Below are 19,245 nucleotides of genomic sequence, written 5' to 3' on the forward strand. Positions count from 1 at the left end.
CCGATAGTGATGGTATGATGAACGTTATGTAATAGAGTCGGGAGTGGATGACATGAGTAAACGAGATTACTATGAAGTCCTTGGTGTTGATAAAAATGCATCGGTTGATGAAGTGAAAAAGGCTTATCGAAAACTTGCTCGCAAGTATCATCCAGATGTTAATAAAGCAGCAGATGCTGAGGATAAATTTAAAGAAGTTAAGGATGCATATGATACGTTAAGTGATCCCCAAAAGAAATCACGCTACGACCAATTTGGTCACACCGATCCAAATCAAGGATTTGGTGGTGGCGGTGGAGACTTCGGCGGTGGCTTTGGTGATATCTTTGATATGTTCTTTGGCGGCGGTGGTGGACGACGTAATCCAAATGGTCCTAGACAAGGGGCAGACCTACAATATACGATGACAATGGAATTTAAAGAAGCTGTATTTGGAAAAGATACCGAAATTGAAATTCCTCGAGAAGAAACATGTGACACATGTACAGGATCAGGCGCAAAGCCTGGGACAAAGCCCGAGACATGTTCACATTGCGGTGGTTCTGGCCAGCTTAACGTTGAGCAAAATACGCCATTTGGACGTGTAGTAAATCGTCGCGTATGTCAACATTGTGAGGGTACAGGAAAATACATTAAGAGTAAATGTTCAACATGCGGTGGAAAAGGCAAGGTTCGAAAGCGTAAAAAAATTAAAGTCAACGTTCCAGCAGGTATTGACCACGGCCAGCAGCTTCGTGTCCCTAATCAAGGGGAAGCCGGTGCAAACGGAGGGCCTCCAGGAGACTTATATGTTGTCTTTAATGTAAAGCCGCATGAGTTCTTTGAGCGTGATGGTGATGATATCTATTGTGAGATGCCACTAACATTTGCTCAGGTTGCCCTAGGAGATGAGATTGAGGTCCCGACGATTAACGGAAAAATCAAGTTAAAGATTCCGGCAGGTACACAAACAGGTACCGATTTCCGATTACGGGGAAAAGGTGTTCCGAATGTTCATGGGCGAGGCCAAGGGGATCAGCATGTGAGAGTTCGAGTTGTTATTCCTAAGAATTTAACTGATAAGGAAAAAGAACTAATTCGACAATTTGCTGAAACATCTGGTGGACAGCCTGACGAGCAAACTGATGGTTTTTTTGCTAAAGTAAAAAGAGCGTTTAAAGCTTAAGGATAACAAAACGAATAAGGGAAAGAAAAACTTGAATCGGCACCAAGCACGCTTTTTATGTAGCCTAAGCTCGGTGCCAATCAAGTCCTTCGATTAGGAGTGTTGGAGATTATGAAATGGTCTGAATTTAGTATTCATACATCGCAAGAGGCTGTTGAGCCTGTATGCAACATCTTACATGAGGCTGGAGCAAGCGGAGTCGTTATCGAAGACCCAGCAGACCTTGTGAAAGAATGGGGCACCCGTTATGGGGAAATCTTTCAACTCTCACCTGATGACTATCCGGAAGATGGTGTAATGATAAAGGCTTATTTTCTAGTAAATAGCTTTTTATCAGAAACGATTGAGAAAGTGAAAGAAGCGATAAAAGGTTTACTTCTGTATGACATTGACTTGGGGCATAATAAAATCCATCTTATTGAAGTAGATGAAGAGGATTGGGCAACTGCTTGGAAAAAATATTATAAACCTGTCCGAGTATCTAACTCCATAACAATTAGTCCGACGTGGGAAGACTACCAGCCAGTTGAAGGTGAGACGGTGATTGAACTAGATCCGGGAATGGCCTTTGGAACAGGTACTCATCCAACAACCGTACTCTGTATTCAATCCTTAGAGAAAGTACTTAGCGGTGGTGAACATGTCATTGATGTTGGTACAGGATCAGGTGTGTTAAGTATCGCTGCGGCAAAGTTAGGCGCAAAGCAAGTTCTTGCTCTTGACCTTGATGAGGTAGCAGTTAAAAGCGCATTGATGAATGTAAAAGTAAATCATGCTGAGGATGTTATTTCAGTTAAACAAAATAATCTGCTTGAGCATATTGAAGGTCCATATGATGTAGCTGTAGCTAATATTTTAGCGGAAGTGATCGTTCAATTTGTTCAAGATGCGGCAGCGATCCTTAAACCAGGTGGAAAATACATTACATCGGGGATTATTAAACGTAAGAAACAGGAAGTAAAAGATGCGCTTGTTGAAGGCGGTTTTTCAATAGATGAAGTATTAGAGATGGACGATTGGGTGGCGATTATTTCTACGAAGTCTTAGAATGGTGAGGGCGATACGATGCAACGATATTTTGTTGCGCCTAGTGCGATGACAAATCATACAGTTTCGATTACTGGAGAAGATGTAAAGCATATTACGAGGGTTATGCGAATGCAAGAAGGCGATCAACTTATTTGCTGTGATAATGAATCGCGTACGGTACTTTGTACGATTACGAGTTTCGAGGAAAATCTCGTTAATGCTCAGATTAATGAGACACTTCACCCAAATACAGAGCTCCCTATTTCAATCACAATTGCACAAGGATTGCCCAAAGGTGATAAGTTCGATTTGATCGTCCAAAAAGGAACAGAGCTTGGAGCGCAGGCGTTTCTTCCTGTTGCAGCTTCTCGCTCTGTCGTGAAGTGGGATCCTAAAAAAATGAAAAAGAAGCTAGAGCGTTTGGAGAAGATTGCTAAAGAAGCTGCGGAGCAATCGTACCGAGAAAGAATTCCGACAGTCTTAGAAGCTCATTCTTTTTCAGGACTGATAAATAAAGTGAAAAGTGATACCTATAAAGCCAGTATTGTTGCTTACGAAGAGTCCGCAAAGTCAGGAGAACGAAGCCAGCTTGTGCAAAGCTTGCAAATGTTGGATTTGGGGGATTCTCTTTTAGTTATTATTGGGCCAGAAGGTGGTTTTTCAGAGAAGGAAATTGAAGAACTTGTACAAGCAGGTGCAGTGCTATGCGGGTTTGGACCGAGAATTTTACGTACAGAAACAGCAGGACTATATGTTCTGGCTGCTGTTTCCTACCATTTCGAATTAATGAGGTGAAGTACCAATGACTACTGTAGCGTTTCATACCCTCGGTTGTAAAGTAAATCATTATGAAACAGAGGCGATTTGGCAGTTATTTAAACAAGAAGGCTACGCTAAAGTTGAATTTGAAGCTAAATCAGACGTGTATGTGATTAATACTTGTACGGTGACCAATACTGGCGATAAGAAGAGCAGACAAGTGATTCGTCGTGCAATTCGTAAAAACCCCGATGCAGTCATTTGTGTAACAGGATGTTACGCGCAAACATCACCAGCAGAGATTATGGCGATACCAGGTGTAGACATTGTTGTTGGGACTCAGGACCGGACAAAAATGTTGGATTTCATTGAGCAATTTAAACGTGAACGTGAGCCAATAAATGGTGTTGGTAATATTATGAAGTCACGAGTATATGAAGAGTTGGATGTCCCGGCATTTACAGACCGTACTCGTGCTTCTTTAAAAATCCAAGAAGGCTGTAATAACTTCTGTACGTTTTGCATAATCCCCTGGGCTCGAGGGTTGATGCGTTCACGTGATCCGCAAGAAGTCATCAAGCAAGCAACTCAATTAGTTGATGCGGGCTACAAAGAGATTGTTTTAACAGGTATTCACACAGGAGGATACGGTGAAGATCTAAAGGACTATAGCTTGGCAAGACTGCTCGAAGATTTGGAACAAGTCGAGGGATTAAAACGTATACGTATTTCCTCGATTGAAGCGAGTCAATTAACGGATGAAGTGATTCGGGTGATTGATAATTCGGAGAAAGTGGTACGCCATCTCCACATTCCACTGCAATCTGGCTCAAATACGGTGTTAAAGCGGATGCGTCGAAAGTATACGATGGAATTTTTCGCAGAAAGACTAGAAAGACTTAAAGAAATTCTTCCCGGGCTTGCAGTAACATCTGATGTTATTGTTGGCTTTCCAGGGGAAACCGAAGAAGAATTTCAAGAAACCTATGATTTTATTAACACACATAAATTTAGTGAACTTCATGTATTTCCCTACTCGAAACGAACAGGTACCCCTGCGGCTAGAATGGAAGACCAAGTCGATGAAATGGTTAAAAATGAGCGGGTTCATCGATTGATTGGTTTATCAAATCAGCTTGCAAAGGAGTACGCCTCACAATTTGAAGGGGAAGTTCTAGAAATGATTCCTGAGGAAGAAGATAAAGACCAACCAAACAATGACATTTTTATCGGATATACAGATAATTATTTGAAGGTAAAGGTTCCGGCAACGATAGATTTAGTTGGACAAGTAATTAAGGTTAAAATTACAAAGGCCGGCTATCCTTTTAATCAAGGTGAATTTGTACGTGTTATCGATTCAGAACCAAAACAAGTTGTAAATGGTTAAAAGAAAGTAGATGACCAAAAGGAATTAAAAAAACGTAATGGCTCTGTTTATTAATCGCCTTGCGATGAGTAACCCACTCATTGCAAGGCTTTTAAAAGATTTAGCGACTTCGCATTGCAAAGGGGGTGTGTCATAAGGTTAAAACCACCCTTATGACACACCCCCTTTATGCGTTTTGAAAAGGAAAAGAAGACCTTGCGTCACTTTTCTTATTAAGATAAACATAGTAAAATAGAAAGATTAATTAGTTACCTAAGGGGATGTTGACATTGAACCAAGCTATTGCATCATATATTGACCATACAGCATTAAAAGCGGATACGACAAAAGAACAAATCGTGAAACTCTGTGAAGAGGCAATAAATCATCAATTTGCATCGGTTTGTGTAAATCCAACATGGGTTAAGCTTGCTGCTACTTTACTAAGTAACGACTCAGTTAAGGTTTGTACGGTCGTAGGCTTCCCATTAGGTACTTCGACATCGGAAGTTAAAGCGTTTGAGGCAACGAATGCTATTGGAAATGGAGCTACAGAAATTGATATGGTTTTGAATATTGGAGCATTAAAAGATAGAAATTTCGAAGTAGTCGAAAAGGATATACGAGCAGTTGTAGAGGCTGCGGGGGATAGGGCATTAACAAAGGTTATTATAGAGACGAGTCTTTTGACAGAAGAGGAAAAAATACATGCATGTGAATTAGTTGTAAAAGCGGGGGCTGCTTTTGTCAAAACCTCAACGGGATTTTCAACTGGTGGAGCGACTATAGAGGACATAAAACTGATGAGAAAAGTGGTTGGTCCTGAGTTAGGTGTAAAAGCATCAGGAGGTATTCGAAATGCAGCTGATACGTTGGCGATGATAAAAGCAGGAGCAACACGTATAGGAGCAAGTGCTGGAGTCTCGATTATAAAAGGTGAGCAAGTAAGGACAGATTATTAACCCATAAAACTGATAAATAGAAGGTGGGAAAATGAAAGCTATTTTTCTTGGAATTATTGCATCAATGTTTTTTTCATTAACATTTATTTTGAACAGGTCAATGGAACTGGATGGGGGAAGTTGGTATTGGAGCTCCTCATTAAGATTCTTCTTTATGGTTCCTTTGTTATGGTGCATCGTTTGGCTACGTGGCGGGATAAAACCATTATTTCTTCAAATGAAGAAACAGCCTCTCTATTGGGTGATTTGGAGTTTCTTTGGTTTTGTATTGTTTTATGCTCCTATTACATTCGCAGCTTCTTTTGGGCCAGGATGGCTAGTTGCAGGAACCTGGCAGATAACAATCGTTGCTGGTCTCTTATTGTCACCTTTGTTTTATGAGCGTTCACAAATTGGCAGTGAAAAACGCAATGTACGTCAGACGATCCCGTTTCGTTCTCTTTGGCCATCATTGATTATACTCGTAGGAGTTGCCTTTATTCAATTTCAACAAAGTGAGCATATGCCTGTATCAATCTTACTATTAAGTATTATTCCAATTATTGTTGCAGCTTTTTCGTATCCGTTAGGAAATCGGAAAATGCTTGAACATTTGGGTGGGAAAATTGATACTTTTCAACGAGTATTAGGAATGACATTGGCTACATTACCTTTTTGGTTTGTCATTGCAAGCATTGGTTTTATACAAGAGGGGTTGCCAAACTCCGGTCAAGTTTTGCAAAGTTTTATGGTCGCAATCTTCTCAGGGGTTATTGCTACAGTTTTATTTTTCTGGTCGACGGATTTAGTTAGAGAATCCCCACAAAAGCTTGCTGCAGTGGAAGCTACACAGTCGGGGGCAGTGATGTTTGCGTTAATTGGAGAAATATTATTATTATCTGCCCGCCTCCCCTCTTCATGGTCATTAATTGGACTTGGCTTAATTATTATGGGAATGCTCATTCATAGTTTTATGTCAATAGGATTAAAAAGTCCAAAGGTTAAAAACGCAACCAATCATGGAAATGAAACCAAGCTGAGTTGATTCAATTCAACTAGAATTGGTTTCGTAAAGTCGTTCAATAAAGAGGGCAAAATAGTGAACAAACGGTAACATGATTAAAGAACAGCTTATATTAAATATTAAGCTTGCGTGCGCCAATTGCATCATGGGGATAGATGTTAATGAGATCGAGAGCGAGCTGAGTCCTTGAATAAGTGGGAAAAAGAGTAGTACCCCAATAAGATTTAACCAAATATGAGAATAGGCTACGAGCCTGGCCGCCGAACCGGATCCAATGCTAGCAAGGTACGCAGTTATACATGTACCGATGTTTGCACCAAGCATTATGGCAATGCCCGAATGAAGTTCTAAGATATGATCGTTCATAAACCCCATTGTAATGGCTGTTGTTGCGGTACTAGACTGAATAATGGCCGTTAGTAAGGTCCCAATCCCTAAGCCAATAAGATTGTATTCATTAGTTAGTTCAAAGAAAGAATGTATGATTGGTAACGATGCGAGAGGATAGGCAAGTTGTTCAAGACCATCCATTGCAATGAAGATGCAAGAAAGTCCAAATGCTAAACAACCAATTCCATAAGCAATAATCGTTGGCATTAGCAGCATAACAAGTCCAATCACAAGCATTGGGATGATCAAGGAAGACAAATCAAAGGATATAATTTCTGTTGTTACTGTTGTTCCAACGTTTGAACCAAGGACAATACCAATCGATTGCCTGAAGCTTAGAAATCCAGCAGCTACTAGACCAACTGTTATCACCATAATTGCGGAGCTGCTTTGTAAAAGCGCAGTTGCCACTGCTCCGACTAGGAGACCACGCCAAGGTGAACTCGTTAATTTGTAGAGATTATCTTTTAGTTTTTTTTGTCCAAGCTGGATAAGTCCTATTCTCATAACAATCATGCCGAACAAAAATAATGCAATAAAGACAACAAATAATGAAAACAATTCTTTAAACATTCACTCCACCTCTTTACCCAATCTATGGACAAGAGTTTTGTTGCATGACAATAATTTTTAAGAGGCCTGTTCAACAGCAACCCTGACTGTAATAAGAGTGGACACTGTAGCCTTTTTAAAACTCTATTTTTTAGAAACTCGTTTTACGAAAACTAATGTACAGAGAGTGAGAAGAATTGTTTTATACATATTATGGGTGCAGAATAAAAAGGGTGTTCTAAAAGAGAGATAGAGATTACGATCTTTGCTAAGAGTCTGTTCAAAAATGGTTAAACCATCTTTTAAAACGGACTTCTAAAGGACTTTAGGCGGAAAACTTGCCGATTTTAAGTTGACCATTTATAATCAATATATTATAATTTAAAAAGACGTGCACATAAATAGTTAATGCTACGTCTTGAGTTGGTTGTTTCGGAGGGAGGGAAATATAATGGCAGAAACTCGTGTTCGCAAAAACGAATCGATTGATGCTGCACTTCGTCGCTTCAAGAGATCACTCTCTAAAGAAGGAACGTTGGCTGAGGTTAAAAAGCGTAAGCACTATGAAAAGCCTAGTGTTAAGCGTAAGAAGAAATCTGAAGCAGCAAGAAAGCGTAAGTTCTAAAGAAGTGAGAGGGTGGATTCATTGAATCTTCTTGAACGGTTGAACCAAGATATGAAGAATGCGATGAGGAACAAAGATAAGCAAAAACTCTCTGTCATCCGTATGGTAAAGTCGTCGTTGCAAAACGAGCAGATTAAGCTCGGACGTGAGTTAACAGACGATGAAAGCCTTACGGTGTTAAATCGCGAACTGAAACAACGCAAGGATTCCCTCCATGAGTTTGAACAAGCAAACCGTGAAGATTTAGCTTCCAAGCTCCGCGATGAACTCGTAGTGCTTGAAGACTATATGCCAGAACAGCTTTCTGACGAAGAGGTAACTGAAATTGTAAAAGAAACAATTGCGGAAGTAGGTGCCTCCACCAAAGCAGACATGGGCAAGGTCATGGGAGCAATCATGCCTAAGGTTAAAGGAAAAGCTGATGGTGGTCTTGTGAATCGGCTCGTACAACAACACTTATCATAATGACACAAACGCCTTATTTCTAATCCGTTTAGGAATAAGGCGTTTTTTATATTGTTGTTAAATTCTCGAGAAAAATGATAATTCTAGCTATTTATTCGCGATATATGATAAAGTTTTTTTGATAGGCTTAAAAAAATGAAACCTAATGTGTTGTTTGTGCGTAAATGAATAAACTAAAAGAAAGGAGGTCGAGAAATGAGCCGGTCTTTAAAATTATCTTTGTCGCTTAGTTTAATATGTCTTGCTTTTGTTCTTATCCCTATTCAGATGTTTGTGCATAGTAATGAAGCCAGTGATAGTCCCCTTGTCTATTACATTCCAGTTGAACAGACGGTTGAGCGTGGACTTGCAGCATTTATGAAAAGGTCCTTTGAAGTGGCAATAGCTGAAGGGGCCGATCATATCGTGTTGGAAATACATACACCAGGTGGGGCTGTAGATGCAGCGGGTGAAATTGCAAGGCTAATCGCAGATGTTGATGTACCAATAACAGCTTTTGTAAATTCAGAGGCAATTTCTGCTGGAGCCTATATTTCTCTGAACGCTGACCAAATTGTTATGGTTCCAAATGCAAGCATGGGAGCGGCAGGAGTAATTGATGGGGCTGGCAATGCAGCAGAAGAAAAAACACAGTCGTTTTGGCTGAGCCGAATGAAAGCTGCGGCTGAAATAAATGACCGTGACCCGATGTATGCACTTGCAATGGCTGATCGTAGTATTGAGATACCTGAATTAGATTTAACAAGTGAAGAATTTCTAACGTTAACTGCTACAGAAGCTTATCAAGTTGGTTATGCGGAAGCTATTGCTGCTAACCGCCTTGAACTACTCCAATTTCTTGGACTAGAGAACGCGGTTGAACGAGAAATGGAAGTTAGTTTCTCTGAACAGGTTGCTAGATTTGTCACACATCCTGTCGTGATCCCAATATTGTTATCAATCGGGAGTTTAGGGCTGGTTCTTGAATTATATTCACCGGGGTTTGGCCTACCGGGTATCATGGGACTTTCCGCGTTATTATTATTTTTCTTCGGTCATTTGTTTGCCGGATTTGCAGGATGGGAATCATTAATTTTATTTGTGGCTGGCTTCGTTCTAATTATCTTTGAAGTCTTCGTCCCAGGCTTTGGGATATTCGGACTCTTAGGTATAGCAGCCATTATCGGTGGGATGCTGCTCGCTTCATTTTCAACAACATCGATGTTAGTATATATTTTAATTTCCGTTATTGTTACAGCGATTGCAATGATTTTCATCTTCCGCTATTTTGGTAATCGTGGTCCTTGGAAAAAAATTATTCTCACCGCTTCAACAAGTACTGAAAAAGGCTATATCTCAAATGAAACAAAAAAAGAGCTTATGGGTCAAGAAGGTGAGACTTTGACGCCGCTTCGACCTTCTGGTTCGGCCGTTTTTGGTGATGAGCGACTTGACGTAGTCACCGAAGGAGGATATATTGAACGGGGAAAACGGATTCAAGTTATTTATACGTCTGGTTCGAGGATCGTCGTTCGTGAAGTTACAGAAGACAACTAAAAGGAGGAATTTTAAATGCCAATAGATGCAGGAAGTCTTGGTTTATTAATTGGTCTTGGGCTAATTATCATTTTTTTAGCTATACTTTTTACGTTTGTACCGGTCATGCTTTGGATTTCAGCTTTAGCTGCTGGAGTGAAAATTGGGATATTTGAATTAGTAGGGATGAGATTACGACGGGTAATTCCGGCCCGTGTCGTAAACCCATTAATTAAAGCGGTCAAAGCAGGAATTGATTTAAGTACATCAAAATTAGAAGGTCACTATTTAGCAGGTGGTAACGTTGACCGTGTCGTCAATGCTTTAATTGCTGCGCAACGTGCTAACATTGATCTTAGCTTTGAGCGAGCTGCAGCCATTGACTTAGCAGGTCGTGATGTATTAGAAGCTGTACAAATGAGTGTAAATCCTAAAGTGATCGAAACTCCATTTATTGCTGGGGTAGCGATGGACGGTATTGAAGTTAAAGCCAAGGCACGTATTACTGTTCGTGCCAACATTGACCGCCTAGTTGGGGGTGCTGGAGAGGATACAGTTATCGCTCGTGTTGGTGAAGGGATTGTATCCACAATTGGTTCTGCAACCAATCATAAAAAAGTACTAGAAAATCCTGATATGATTTCACAAACTGTTTTATCAAAAGGTTTGGATGCAGGTACTGCCTTTGAAATTCTATCAATTGATATTGCAGATATTGACATCGGTAAAAATATTGGTGCTGAGCTTCAAACAGACCAAGCAGAAGCAGATAAGAAAATTGCACAAGCGAAAGCTGAAGAGCGTCGTGCAATGGCTGTAGCGAATGAACAAGAAATGAAAGCTAGAGTTGAAGAAATGCGTGCAAAGGTGGTTGAGGCAGAAGCTGAAGTTCCTATGGCGCTTTCAGAAGCATTACGCAAAGGAAACATGGGTGTGATGGATTATATGAATTATCAAAACGTAATGGCAGATACTGATATGCGTGGGTCGATTAGTAAGGCTACAGATGATGACTCAGATCCTAAACGTGGCTAATAGTTCTGCATCTCTCCTAGAAAAGGAAGGAGGAGAATAGGTTGCAAAATCTTTTTGAATTAATCTTATCTAACTTGTTTTTTGTTGTGTTGATTATTGGTGGTCTTTTGAGTTTTTTCAAGAGAGTTGCACAAGGAAATGCGCAGCAGGAGCGTCAGGAACAGGGTCCACAATCAGAAAAGCCTGGAAAAATTGATTGGAAAGAAATTTTTAATCAAGAGGCTAATGAGCAAGACGATCGGCCGCAACAACAGCAATATGAAGAAGAACCCGTTAGTTTTGAACCAGTTTCACATGAAGTTGAAATAGCTAAGGTTCAAAATGATGACTTGCAAACTCGTCGTGAGGATCTAATTCAACGACGAGAAATGTCGAGAGCGCGATCGTCCTCTTATGAGATTGGAAAGCAACCAGTTACCAAAAATAGAGGTTTAGATTTAAATCTAAATAAACTATCTAATAAAGAGGCCATGAAAGCTGTGGTCTGGTCTGAGGTACTCGGTAAACCTCGTGGTCGTCACCCTCACCAAGCGTTTACTCAACGGAGCCGAAGTCGATAGAAGTAGTCAAAAAGAAGTTAGCCTTAGCGCTGGCTTCTTTTTTTGTTCTCTTCATTTTTGATTACTCTTTCCTAATATTTTTGGTGATATGCAAAGCACTTTCTACATAAAAATGAACATAGAGGGGGTCGCCGCATGAAAAGAATAAAACAACAAATGCAATCATGGATGACAAAGCAGTTGCAACTACCTGCTGATGTGATGATGGATTTACCTCGTATTACAATGATCGGTCAACTTCATATCTATATAGAAAATCATCATGGGGTATTGCGTTTTTCGAATCAAGAATTGCGTTTACTATTAAAGCAGGGACAGCTGCTTATTAAAGGCGACCATTTTGTAATTAAGACGATATTACCTGAAGAACTTTTGTTAGAAGGGCGAATTGACCATGTGCAATTTATCCATGAGTAAATACATAGATGTATGGACGAAGGGGGTAGGATATGAAAAATAAATGGATAAAAGGGATTCGAGGATACGTTAGAGTTCGAATTGAGGGAGCGTATCCAGAACGCTTTCTGAATCGATGTATTGAACATCACATTCTTATTTGGGGGATAAAACGTGTAGGAGAGGAACGTATCGTTTGTTATATGGAACTAGACGATATTCCAAAAATCAGACCTTTGTTAAGAGTATCTCATTGTAAAGTTAGCTTTACCGAGCGGCGAGGGGTGCCATTTTTTTTAAGAAAAATGGTCAATCGCTTAGGATTTGTAACGGGTTTAACGTCATTCCTTATTATTATGTTTATTTTATCAAACATGGTATGGAATATAGAGATAAAAGGAGCCTCTCCTCAAGTAGAACATGAACTTAGACAGATTGTGTTTGAGATGGGGATTAAACGAGGCACCTTTCAATTTAACTTACCGAGTGTAGAACATATTCAACGAGATGTGACAGAGCGGGTTGCCGGTGCAACCTGGGTTGGTGTCCGTCAAAAAGGGACGACCTTTGAATTTGAGGTTGTCGAGCAGAAATTACCCGAAAAAGCAGAGAGTTTAAGTCCAAGACATCTTGTCGCAAAGAAGAAGGCAATTATTCATGATATTTTTGTAGAGCATGGTCAAGCTCAGGTAAAGCCGAATGACTTTGTTGAAAAGGGTGATTTGCTTGTTTCGGGATTTATCGGAAAGGAAGGAAAAATAAGAATTGTGCCAGCTGAAGCCACGGTGTATGGAGAAATTTGGTACAAGTCAAATGTAACGATACCGTTAGAAAGTATCTTTACAACGTTAACTGGCGAGAAGAAAACGAAGCATTACTTATCTTTTGCTGATTTTGACCTACCGATTTGGGGATTTGGAGAGCATTCTTATCAGGAATATGAAACCTTTGAACAAAAAAAGCCGTTTCAACTATTAAAATGGTCGATTCCTGTACATTATAAACGTATAAAGATTCAAGAAACCTCTAAATATAAACGAAATTATTCTGATGAAGAAGCCATTCAGGCTGCTCAGGAGATGGCACTTTATGAGTTAAACCAACAATTACCAGTAAATGCCGAGGTGATTGGCGAAAAAGTTTTGCATGAAGCTGTGGAGAATGGTAAAGTGAAATTAAAGATTCATTACCAAGTAATAGAAGATATTACATCGGAACAGCCGATTATTCAAGGAGATTGAGTCTATTGTCTGAAATGAAGATAATTAAGCTAGAGGTTAGAGATGCTAATGAAACACAGGCTCTTATTGGTCCTCATGATCGCCACCTTAAACGTATCGAGGAACTCTTGAATGTTTCAATTGTCACACGTGGAGAAGGCATTTCTGTTACTGGTGAACCAGTTAAAATTGAACAAGCTGAGAAGGTTTTTCGTGCCTTGGTTCAATTAATTCGTAAAGGTATTTCTTTATCAGAGAGAGATGTAGTGTATGCAATTGGACTTGCTGAGAGAGATCAATTGGATGAGTTATATGAATTATACGACCAAAAGGTAGCAAGTAATGTAAAAGGAAAACCGATTATTGCAAAAACATTAGGCCAGAGACATTATGTCACTGCTATTCGTAATCGTGATATGGTGTTTGGGATAGGGCCAGCTGGTACCGGAAAAACCTATTTAGCTGTTGTGATGGCCGTTACTGCTCTTAAAGATGGGTATGTCAAGCGGATTGTTCTTACACGACCAGCTGTAGAGGCGGGAGAAAGCTTAGGTTTTTTGCCTGGTGACTTAAAAGAAAAAGTCGATCCGTATTTACGTCCTCTGTATGATGCGTTGCACGATGTACTTGGAACAGAGCAAACAACTCGATTAATGGAGCGTGGAACGATAGAAGTAGCTCCCCTCGCTTATATGCGTGGTCGTACGCTAGACGATGCATTTGTTATCCTTGATGAGGCACAAAATACCACGCAAGAACAAATGAAAATGTTTATAACACGACTTGGGTTTGGTTCTAAGATGGTTATTAATGGTGATTTAACACAAATTGATTTACCTAGAGGGAAAAAATCAGGGTTAAAAGTAGCAATTGAAATTTTGAAACATGTAGGAGATATTGGATTTATTTATTTACAACAATCCGATGTGGTTCGCCATACGTTGGTTCAGCAAATTTTGAATGCTTATGAGTCTTCTGATAAAGAAGAATAGGATATGTGGACGCTCCTTTAGAGAAGGAGTAACAGACAAGACCCTCCCAAGAAGAGGGTCTTGTCTGTTAAATCTACTAATGTGATAGCGAGAAAAAGAAGAGGTGAAGAGAGTGAGAAAACGTTCACCAATAGACCAAATGCAGTGGTGGAAGCTAGTGAGTGACCATCAGTATATAAGAGGAATTTTATTTTTCTGTCTTGGAATATTTATTTATTTACTAATGCTAGATAACGTTCTTCCTGAAACTGTAGATATACGCTTATCGCAGATTGCTGAACAAGATATTCGTTCCCCAATAACGATTGAAAATAAAGTAGCGACAGAGGAAAAACGAAGTGAAGCTGTAAATGCGATAGGACCAGTGTACGAACAAAAGCAAGAATATGCCCAAACGCAGGTAGAGAAGGTCAATGATATTTTTGAGCTTATAAAAAGTGTTGGCCAAATGAAGTTAGGAAATACAGATGAAGGCGATGCTGAGAATGGGGAAGTCAAATTAGAAGAAGAGCTCGCTTATATTAAAGAGGTCTTATCATCTGGGACAAGCAATGACTTATCGGAAGAAACAATTGTAACACTGCTTGAGGCTTCGGAAGGGCAATTAAAGATTGCGAAAGAAGCAACGACAAATGCAGTACATGAAGTGATGAACCAAACGATTACCATTCGTAACCTAAACGATGTGAAGGATAGAGTCGAAGAGCAGTTTGCCATTTCAACAGTAAGTAACCGACTATCAGATGCAATGGTCGAAATCGCTCAATTTGCGATTATTCCGAATTATATCTATGATGCAAATTCAACAGAACGCTTAAGGCAAGAAGCTTCAGAGACAGTGGATCCGATTATGATTCGTGAAGGCCAGTTAATTGCAAAAGCTGGTGATATGGTTAATCATGATATTTATGAGCAGTTACGATTAGTAGGATTATTAGACGATTCTTTTAATATCTTTCCCTATATTGGGTTGGCCATGCTTGTGCTATTAATTACATGTATGCTCGCATATTTTGTAAACGAATCAAAAACGTCTGTCCAAAAAAATAACAGCCATCTCTTAATGTTTACGTTGATTTTTATTGTGACGGTCGTCATTATGAAAATATCAAGTCTTTTAGAAGGGCTTGACTTGTTAGGAGTAGGGTTTGTTGTTCCAGTCTCAATGGGGGCGATGCTACTAGCCTTGTTAATTCATACAAGATTGGCTATTTTTACGAGTATTATTTTGGCGGTTATTGGAAGCATCTTCTATAGTAATGATACAATTGGCTTCTTTAACTTTTCATATGGAGTATATATATTATTTAGTTCAGTTGCCGGAGCGTTTTTCTTAAGTCGTTCTAATCGTATTTCACGCATATTACGAGCAGGTCTTTTCGTTTGTGCAATTAACAGCCTGAGCGTTTTAGCATTACTATTAATTAAATCAGTCCAAAGCTCTTGGATTGAAATTGGAATGCACGTAGGATTTGCCATTCTTTCAGGATTTATTGCTGTTGTGGTGACAATAGGATTATTACCGTTTTTAGAGGCTGGATTTGGCATTTTATCAACAACAAAACTCATTGAGTTATCAAATCCAAATCATCCTTTACTTAGAAAAATTCTAACCGAGGCACCTGGAACATACCATCATAGTGTTGTGGTCGGGAATTTATCTGAAGCGGCATGTGAAACAATTGGTGAAAATGGTTTATTGGCAAGAGTCGGTGCCTACTATCATGATTTAGGTAAAACTAGAAGACCTCATTTTTTTATCGAAAACCAGATGAAAATGGATAATCCGCATGATAGGATTTCACCACAATTGAGTAAAACGATAATCATTGCTCATCCTTATGATGGAGCAGATCTTTTAAGGGAATACAAAATGCCGAGAGAAATTATTGATATTGCTGAGCAACATCACGGAACGACGTTATTAAAGTTTTTTTACCATAAGGCGAGTCAGGATTCAGATAAAACTGTCCCAGAATCGCAATTCCGATATCCAGGTCCTAAAGCTAAGTCAAAAGTAGCTGCTATTGTTGGGATTGCTGACAGTGTTGAGGCTGCGGTTCGTTCTATGCAAAAACCCACACCAGATAAAATTGAGAACCTAGTTCGAAAAATTATTGCTGATAAATTAGAAGATGGGCAGTTTGATGAATCAGATTTAACGCTTCGTGAGCTTGATCAAATCGCAGTTTCGATTTGTGAAACATTAAAAGGGACTTTCCATCAAAGAATTGAGTACCCAGAGGAAGTTAAAGGAAAGGAAGAAAAGTCATGAACTTAACAGTCGATTTACAAGATAAAACAGAGAGTTTAACGGATGACCAACAACAGATTGTTATGGATATTGTAAAAAAGGGAACTGAAATGGAAGGGTTAGCAGGAGAAGTAGAGCTTTCCATTTCATTTGTTGATAACAAACGAATCCAAGAAATTAATCGGCAATATCGGGATAAGGATCAGCCAACAGATGTGATTTCGTTTGCTTTAAATGAACAAGACGAAGAAGAGCTAGACATAGTCTCAGAAGATATGCCTAATGTCCTTGGTGACATTATTATTTCTGTTCCTCGGATCCAAGAGCAAGCAACGGAATATGGACATTCTTTTGAGCGAGAACTAGCGTTTTTAACCATTCACGGTTTTTTGCATTTGCTTGGATATGACCATGAAACAGAAGAAGAAGAAAAGGAGATGTTCTCGAGGCAAGAGGAGATCTTAGCAGAATATGGGCTTACACGATAGAAATCGAAGAGGGTTTAAACGGTTATTACGTTCATTTGGCTATGCGTATACTGGTCTGCGTTATGTATTTAAATATGAACAAAATATGCAAGTTCATATCGTAACAGCTACCGTTGTTCTCATACTTGCTGCAATTTTAAGACTTCCCTTGCTCCATTGGTTGATATTGTTATTAGTGATTGCGGGCATGTTTTCATTAGAAATTATGAATACAGCAATAGAACGAACCGTGGATCTTGTCACGAATGAGTTTCATCCATTAGCTAAAAGGGCAAAGGATATTGCAGCAGCCGCTGTTTTTGTTTATTGCATGTTTGCTGTTATAATCGGAATACTGATATTTCTTCCGTCTATTTTGAAGCAGCTAAGCTAAACAGAGTGGAGATTATATGAGAGGAGTACCTCTTAGTCATGTGGAAAAGGATTCAGAAAAATATTATTGCAGGAATTATATTTTTATTACCCGCAATAGCAACAATTTATGTTATCCAATTATTATTTGGCTTGATTGATTCTTTCCTCGGTTCCTTTATTACAAGTTTTTTAAAAGTATTAAATGTGATTACTTTTGATAATGGTCGCATGTTTTTTTTAGGCGTGTATACACCATTTTCGGAGCGTCTTCTTGGTATTGGTTTCGTGTTAACAATCCTGTTAGTAACATGGGTAGGGGCGATGCGGCTACAAGGGAAGGGATTACATATCTTTAATGCGATTGATCGTACCTTTCGAAGAATTCCAATTGCTAATTCCATTTACACGTCGGTTGAACAAGTCATTCATGCCTTTGCACAAGAGCGTTCATCGTTTAAAAACGTCGTTTTAGTTGAATACCCGAGAAAAGGTTTATACACGATAGGCTTTCAAACTGGAGATTCCAAAGGAGAAGTGCAGCGAGTAACCTCTCGTGCATGTATTAATGTATTCCTACCAACTACGCCAAACCCAACATCTGGTTGGTTGGTTCTTGTTCCTAAAGAAGAAGTGATTTTCTTGAATATGTCTGTAGAACAAGGATTAAAATTCATTATTTCAGGTGGAGTTGTCGTTCCGCCAGACCCGAGTAGTGAAGGAGAATATGCTGAAGCGATTGTAGATGAATCGAATATGATTGTCCATGTTAGACCAATGGGGAAGGATGAAGATAAACATGAATGATCAATTATTAATTGATGCGGCGAAATCAGCAAGAGATCAAGCTTATGCCCCTTATTCCAAGTTTAAGGTTGGAGCAGCGTTATTAATGAGCGATGGAACGGTCTATAAAGGTGCCAATATTGAGAATGCGTCTTATGGCTTAACCAATTGCGCAGAACGTACAGCTTTATTTAAAGCCTACTCAGAAGGTAATCGAAATGTTTCGATGCTTGCTGTTGTTGCAGATACAGAAAGGCCCGTTCCACCATGCGGAGCATGTCGGCAAGTGCTGGTCGAATTATGCAAGCCATCAACAATTGTATTGTTAACAAATTTAAAAGGCGATGTGTCAAAAGTAACGGTAGCGGAACTTTTGCCAGGAGCCTTTACAGCGGAGGATATGAATGAATAACGAAAATAATCAAACGTTTAAGTCAGGTTTTGTTTCAATTATTGGCAGACCGAATGTGGGGAAATCAACATTATTAAATCACGTGGTTGGACAAAAAATAGCGATTATGTCGGACAAGCCTCAAACGACTAGAAATAAAATTCAAGGTGTCTATACGACCAACGAATCACAAATCATCTTTATTGATACGCCTGGAATACACAAGCCCAAGCATAAGCTTGGCGACTTTATGATGAAGGTTGCGCAAAATACATTGCGCGGGGTAGATCTTGTTCTTTATGTTATCGAGGCAGGAGAAGGGTTTGGTCCAGGAGAAGAGTTTATCATTGAGCGATTAAAAGAAACCTCAACACCAGTATTCCTTGTCATAAACAAAATTGATAAAGTTCATCCCGATGACTTACTAGGGATTATTGAAACATATCGAACAAAGTATGATTTTAAAGAAGTTATTCCCATTTCAGCATTGAATGGCAATAATGTACCAACGTTGTTAGAACAAATCCTTCAATATTTGGAAGAAGGGCCGCAATACTATCCAAGCGATCAGGTGACAGACCATCCGGAACGCTTTGTCGTTACAGAGCTTATCCGTGAAAAGGTTTTGCATCTTACTCGAGAGGAAATACCACATTCCGTTGCGGTTGTCATTGAACAAATGAAGCAGCGCGAGCGAAGTGAAACTGTTTATATTGGTGCAACGATTATCGTCGAGCGCTCCTCACAAAAAGGGATTATTATCGGTAAACAAGGGAGTATGCTAAAGGAAGTAGGAAAACTTGCTCGAATTGATATTGAAACATTACTTGGTTCAAAGGTTTTCTTAGAGCTTTGGGTGAAAGTGCAAAAGGATTGGCGAAATAAGCCAACCCATTTAAGAGATTATGGATTTAGGGAAGACGAATATTAAGTAATGA

General features: G+C 39.4%; 21 protein-coding genes. 20 read left to right on the forward strand and 1 reads right to left on the reverse strand.

Translation table 11 applies throughout. The annotated features are described in order from the left end of the window. The first annotated feature begins 52 nt into the window (after positions 1 to 52). The 6 genes from dnaJ to CEF19_RS14735 all read left to right on the forward strand — a co-directional run bounded on the left by dnaJ (position 53) and on the right by CEF19_RS14735 (position 6,308). On the forward strand, positions 53 to 1,165 hold the full coding sequence (dnaJ, locus tag CEF19_RS14710) for a molecular chaperone DnaJ (protein WP_100406742.1): 1,113 nt from the start codon (positions 53 to 55) through the stop codon (positions 1,163 to 1,165). Positions 1,166 to 1,276: 111 nt separating this feature from the next. Then, positions 1,277 to 2,212 (forward strand): 50S ribosomal protein L11 methyltransferase, encoded by a 936-nt coding sequence (gene prmA, locus CEF19_RS14715; RefSeq protein ID WP_100406743.1) that lies wholly within the window; start codon positions 1,277 to 1,279, stop codon positions 2,210 to 2,212. Positions 2,213 to 2,230: 18 nt separating this feature from the next. After that, on the forward strand, positions 2,231 to 2,989 hold the full coding sequence (locus tag CEF19_RS14720; RefSeq protein WP_100406744.1) for a 16S rRNA (uracil(1498)-N(3))-methyltransferase: 759 nt from the start codon (positions 2,231 to 2,233) through the stop codon (positions 2,987 to 2,989). 7 nt (positions 2,990 to 2,996) lie between these two features. Beyond that, positions 2,997 to 4,343 (forward strand): tRNA (N(6)-L-threonylcarbamoyladenosine(37)-C(2))-methylthiotransferase MtaB, encoded by a 1,347-nt coding sequence (gene mtaB / locus CEF19_RS14725; protein WP_100406745.1) that lies wholly within the window; start codon positions 2,997 to 2,999, stop codon positions 4,341 to 4,343. Between the two features lie 260 nt (positions 4,344 to 4,603). Continuing rightward, positions 4,604 to 5,284: a deoxyribose-phosphate aldolase gene (gene deoC / locus CEF19_RS14730; protein WP_100406746.1), complete on the forward strand. Its 681-nt coding sequence runs from the start codon at positions 4,604 to 4,606 to the stop codon at positions 5,282 to 5,284. A 31-nt stretch (positions 5,285 to 5,315) separates the two neighbouring features. Next, positions 5,316 to 6,308 carry a DMT family transporter gene (locus CEF19_RS14735; RefSeq protein ID WP_100406747.1) on the forward strand — a complete coding sequence of 331 codons (993 nt, stop codon included), beginning with the start codon at positions 5,316 to 5,318 and terminating at the stop codon, positions 6,306 to 6,308. A 6-nt stretch (positions 6,309 to 6,314) separates the two neighbouring features. On the opposite strand, the gene CEF19_RS14740 is transcribed toward CEF19_RS14735, so the two are convergent. After that, positions 6,315 to 7,250: a Na/Pi symporter gene (locus tag CEF19_RS14740; protein ID WP_100406748.1), complete on the reverse strand. Its 936-nt coding sequence runs from the start codon at positions 7,248 to 7,250 to the stop codon at positions 6,315 to 6,317. Positions 7,251 to 7,680: 430 nt separating this feature from the next. Between CEF19_RS14740 and rpsU the strand changes: the two genes are divergently transcribed. The 14 genes from rpsU to era all read left to right on the forward strand — a co-directional run bounded on the left by rpsU (position 7,681) and on the right by era (position 19,238). Next, positions 7,681 to 7,854, forward strand: a complete 174-nt coding sequence (gene rpsU / locus CEF19_RS14745; RefSeq protein WP_003323311.1) for a 30S ribosomal protein S21 — start codon at positions 7,681 to 7,683, stop codon at positions 7,852 to 7,854. A 21-nt stretch (positions 7,855 to 7,875) separates the two neighbouring features. Continuing rightward, the gene (locus tag CEF19_RS14750; RefSeq protein WP_100406749.1) at positions 7,876 to 8,319 is read left to right on the forward strand and encodes a GatB/YqeY domain-containing protein; all 444 of its coding nucleotides are present in this window, start codon (positions 7,876 to 7,878) and stop codon (positions 8,317 to 8,319) included. A gap of 195 nt (positions 8,320 to 8,514) precedes the next feature. Further along, complete coding sequence (locus CEF19_RS14755) at positions 8,515 to 9,855, forward strand: NfeD family protein (RefSeq protein WP_100406750.1); 1,341 nt, start codon at positions 8,515 to 8,517, stop codon at positions 9,853 to 9,855. Positions 9,856 to 9,870: 15 nt separating this feature from the next. After that, complete coding sequence (gene floA / locus CEF19_RS14760; protein ID WP_100406751.1) at positions 9,871 to 10,869, forward strand: flotillin-like protein FloA; 999 nt, start codon at positions 9,871 to 9,873, stop codon at positions 10,867 to 10,869. Between the two features lie 41 nt (positions 10,870 to 10,910). Further along, the gene (locus tag CEF19_RS14765) at positions 10,911 to 11,429 is read left to right on the forward strand and encodes a hypothetical protein (RefSeq protein WP_100406752.1); all 519 of its coding nucleotides are present in this window, start codon (positions 10,911 to 10,913) and stop codon (positions 11,427 to 11,429) included. Positions 11,430 to 11,564: 135 nt separating this feature from the next. Next, positions 11,565 to 11,846: a sporulation protein YqfC gene (gene yqfC / locus CEF19_RS14770; protein WP_100406753.1), complete on the forward strand. Its 282-nt coding sequence runs from the start codon at positions 11,565 to 11,567 to the stop codon at positions 11,844 to 11,846. Between the two features lie 32 nt (positions 11,847 to 11,878). Continuing rightward, the gene (yqfD, locus tag CEF19_RS14775; protein ID WP_100406754.1) at positions 11,879 to 13,066 is read left to right on the forward strand and encodes a sporulation protein YqfD; all 1,188 of its coding nucleotides are present in this window, start codon (positions 11,879 to 11,881) and stop codon (positions 13,064 to 13,066) included. A gap of 5 nt (positions 13,067 to 13,071) precedes the next feature. Further along, a complete protein-coding gene (locus CEF19_RS14780; RefSeq protein ID WP_100406755.1) occupies positions 13,072 to 14,037 on the forward strand; it encodes a PhoH family protein in 966 nt (321 codons plus the stop codon). Positions 14,038 to 14,149: 112 nt separating this feature from the next. Continuing rightward, complete coding sequence (locus CEF19_RS14785; RefSeq protein WP_100406756.1) at positions 14,150 to 16,312, forward strand: HD family phosphohydrolase; 2,163 nt, start codon at positions 14,150 to 14,152, stop codon at positions 16,310 to 16,312. Further along, positions 16,309 to 16,779, forward strand: coding sequence for an rRNA maturation RNase YbeY (gene ybeY / locus CEF19_RS14790; protein WP_100406757.1), 471 nt, complete (start codon positions 16,309 to 16,311; stop codon positions 16,777 to 16,779). Before CEF19_RS14785 ends, ybeY begins: the two co-directional genes overlap by 4 nt. Beyond that, on the forward strand, positions 16,763 to 17,152 hold the full coding sequence (locus tag CEF19_RS14795) for a diacylglycerol kinase family protein (RefSeq protein ID WP_100406758.1): 390 nt from the start codon (positions 16,763 to 16,765) through the stop codon (positions 17,150 to 17,152). The genes ybeY and CEF19_RS14795 overlap by 17 nt, the downstream gene beginning before the upstream one ends. Before the next feature lie 38 nt (positions 17,153 to 17,190). Next, the gene (locus CEF19_RS14800) at positions 17,191 to 17,937 is read left to right on the forward strand and encodes a DUF502 domain-containing protein (protein WP_100406759.1); all 747 of its coding nucleotides are present in this window, start codon (positions 17,191 to 17,193) and stop codon (positions 17,935 to 17,937) included. Further along, the gene (locus CEF19_RS14805) at positions 17,930 to 18,328 is read left to right on the forward strand and encodes a cytidine deaminase (protein WP_100406760.1); all 399 of its coding nucleotides are present in this window, start codon (positions 17,930 to 17,932) and stop codon (positions 18,326 to 18,328) included. The genes CEF19_RS14800 and CEF19_RS14805 overlap by 8 nt, the downstream gene beginning before the upstream one ends. Beyond that, on the forward strand, positions 18,321 to 19,238 hold the full coding sequence (gene era / locus CEF19_RS14810) for a GTPase Era (protein WP_100406761.1): 918 nt from the start codon (positions 18,321 to 18,323) through the stop codon (positions 19,236 to 19,238). Before CEF19_RS14805 ends, era begins: the two co-directional genes overlap by 8 nt. The last annotated feature ends 7 nt before the right edge of the window (positions 19,239 to 19,245 follow it).

This window comes from Bacillus solitudinis (genome assembly GCF_002797395.1).
GTDB lineage: Bacteria > Bacillota > Bacilli > Bacillales > Bacillaceae_D > Halalkalibacter_A > Halalkalibacter_A solitudinis.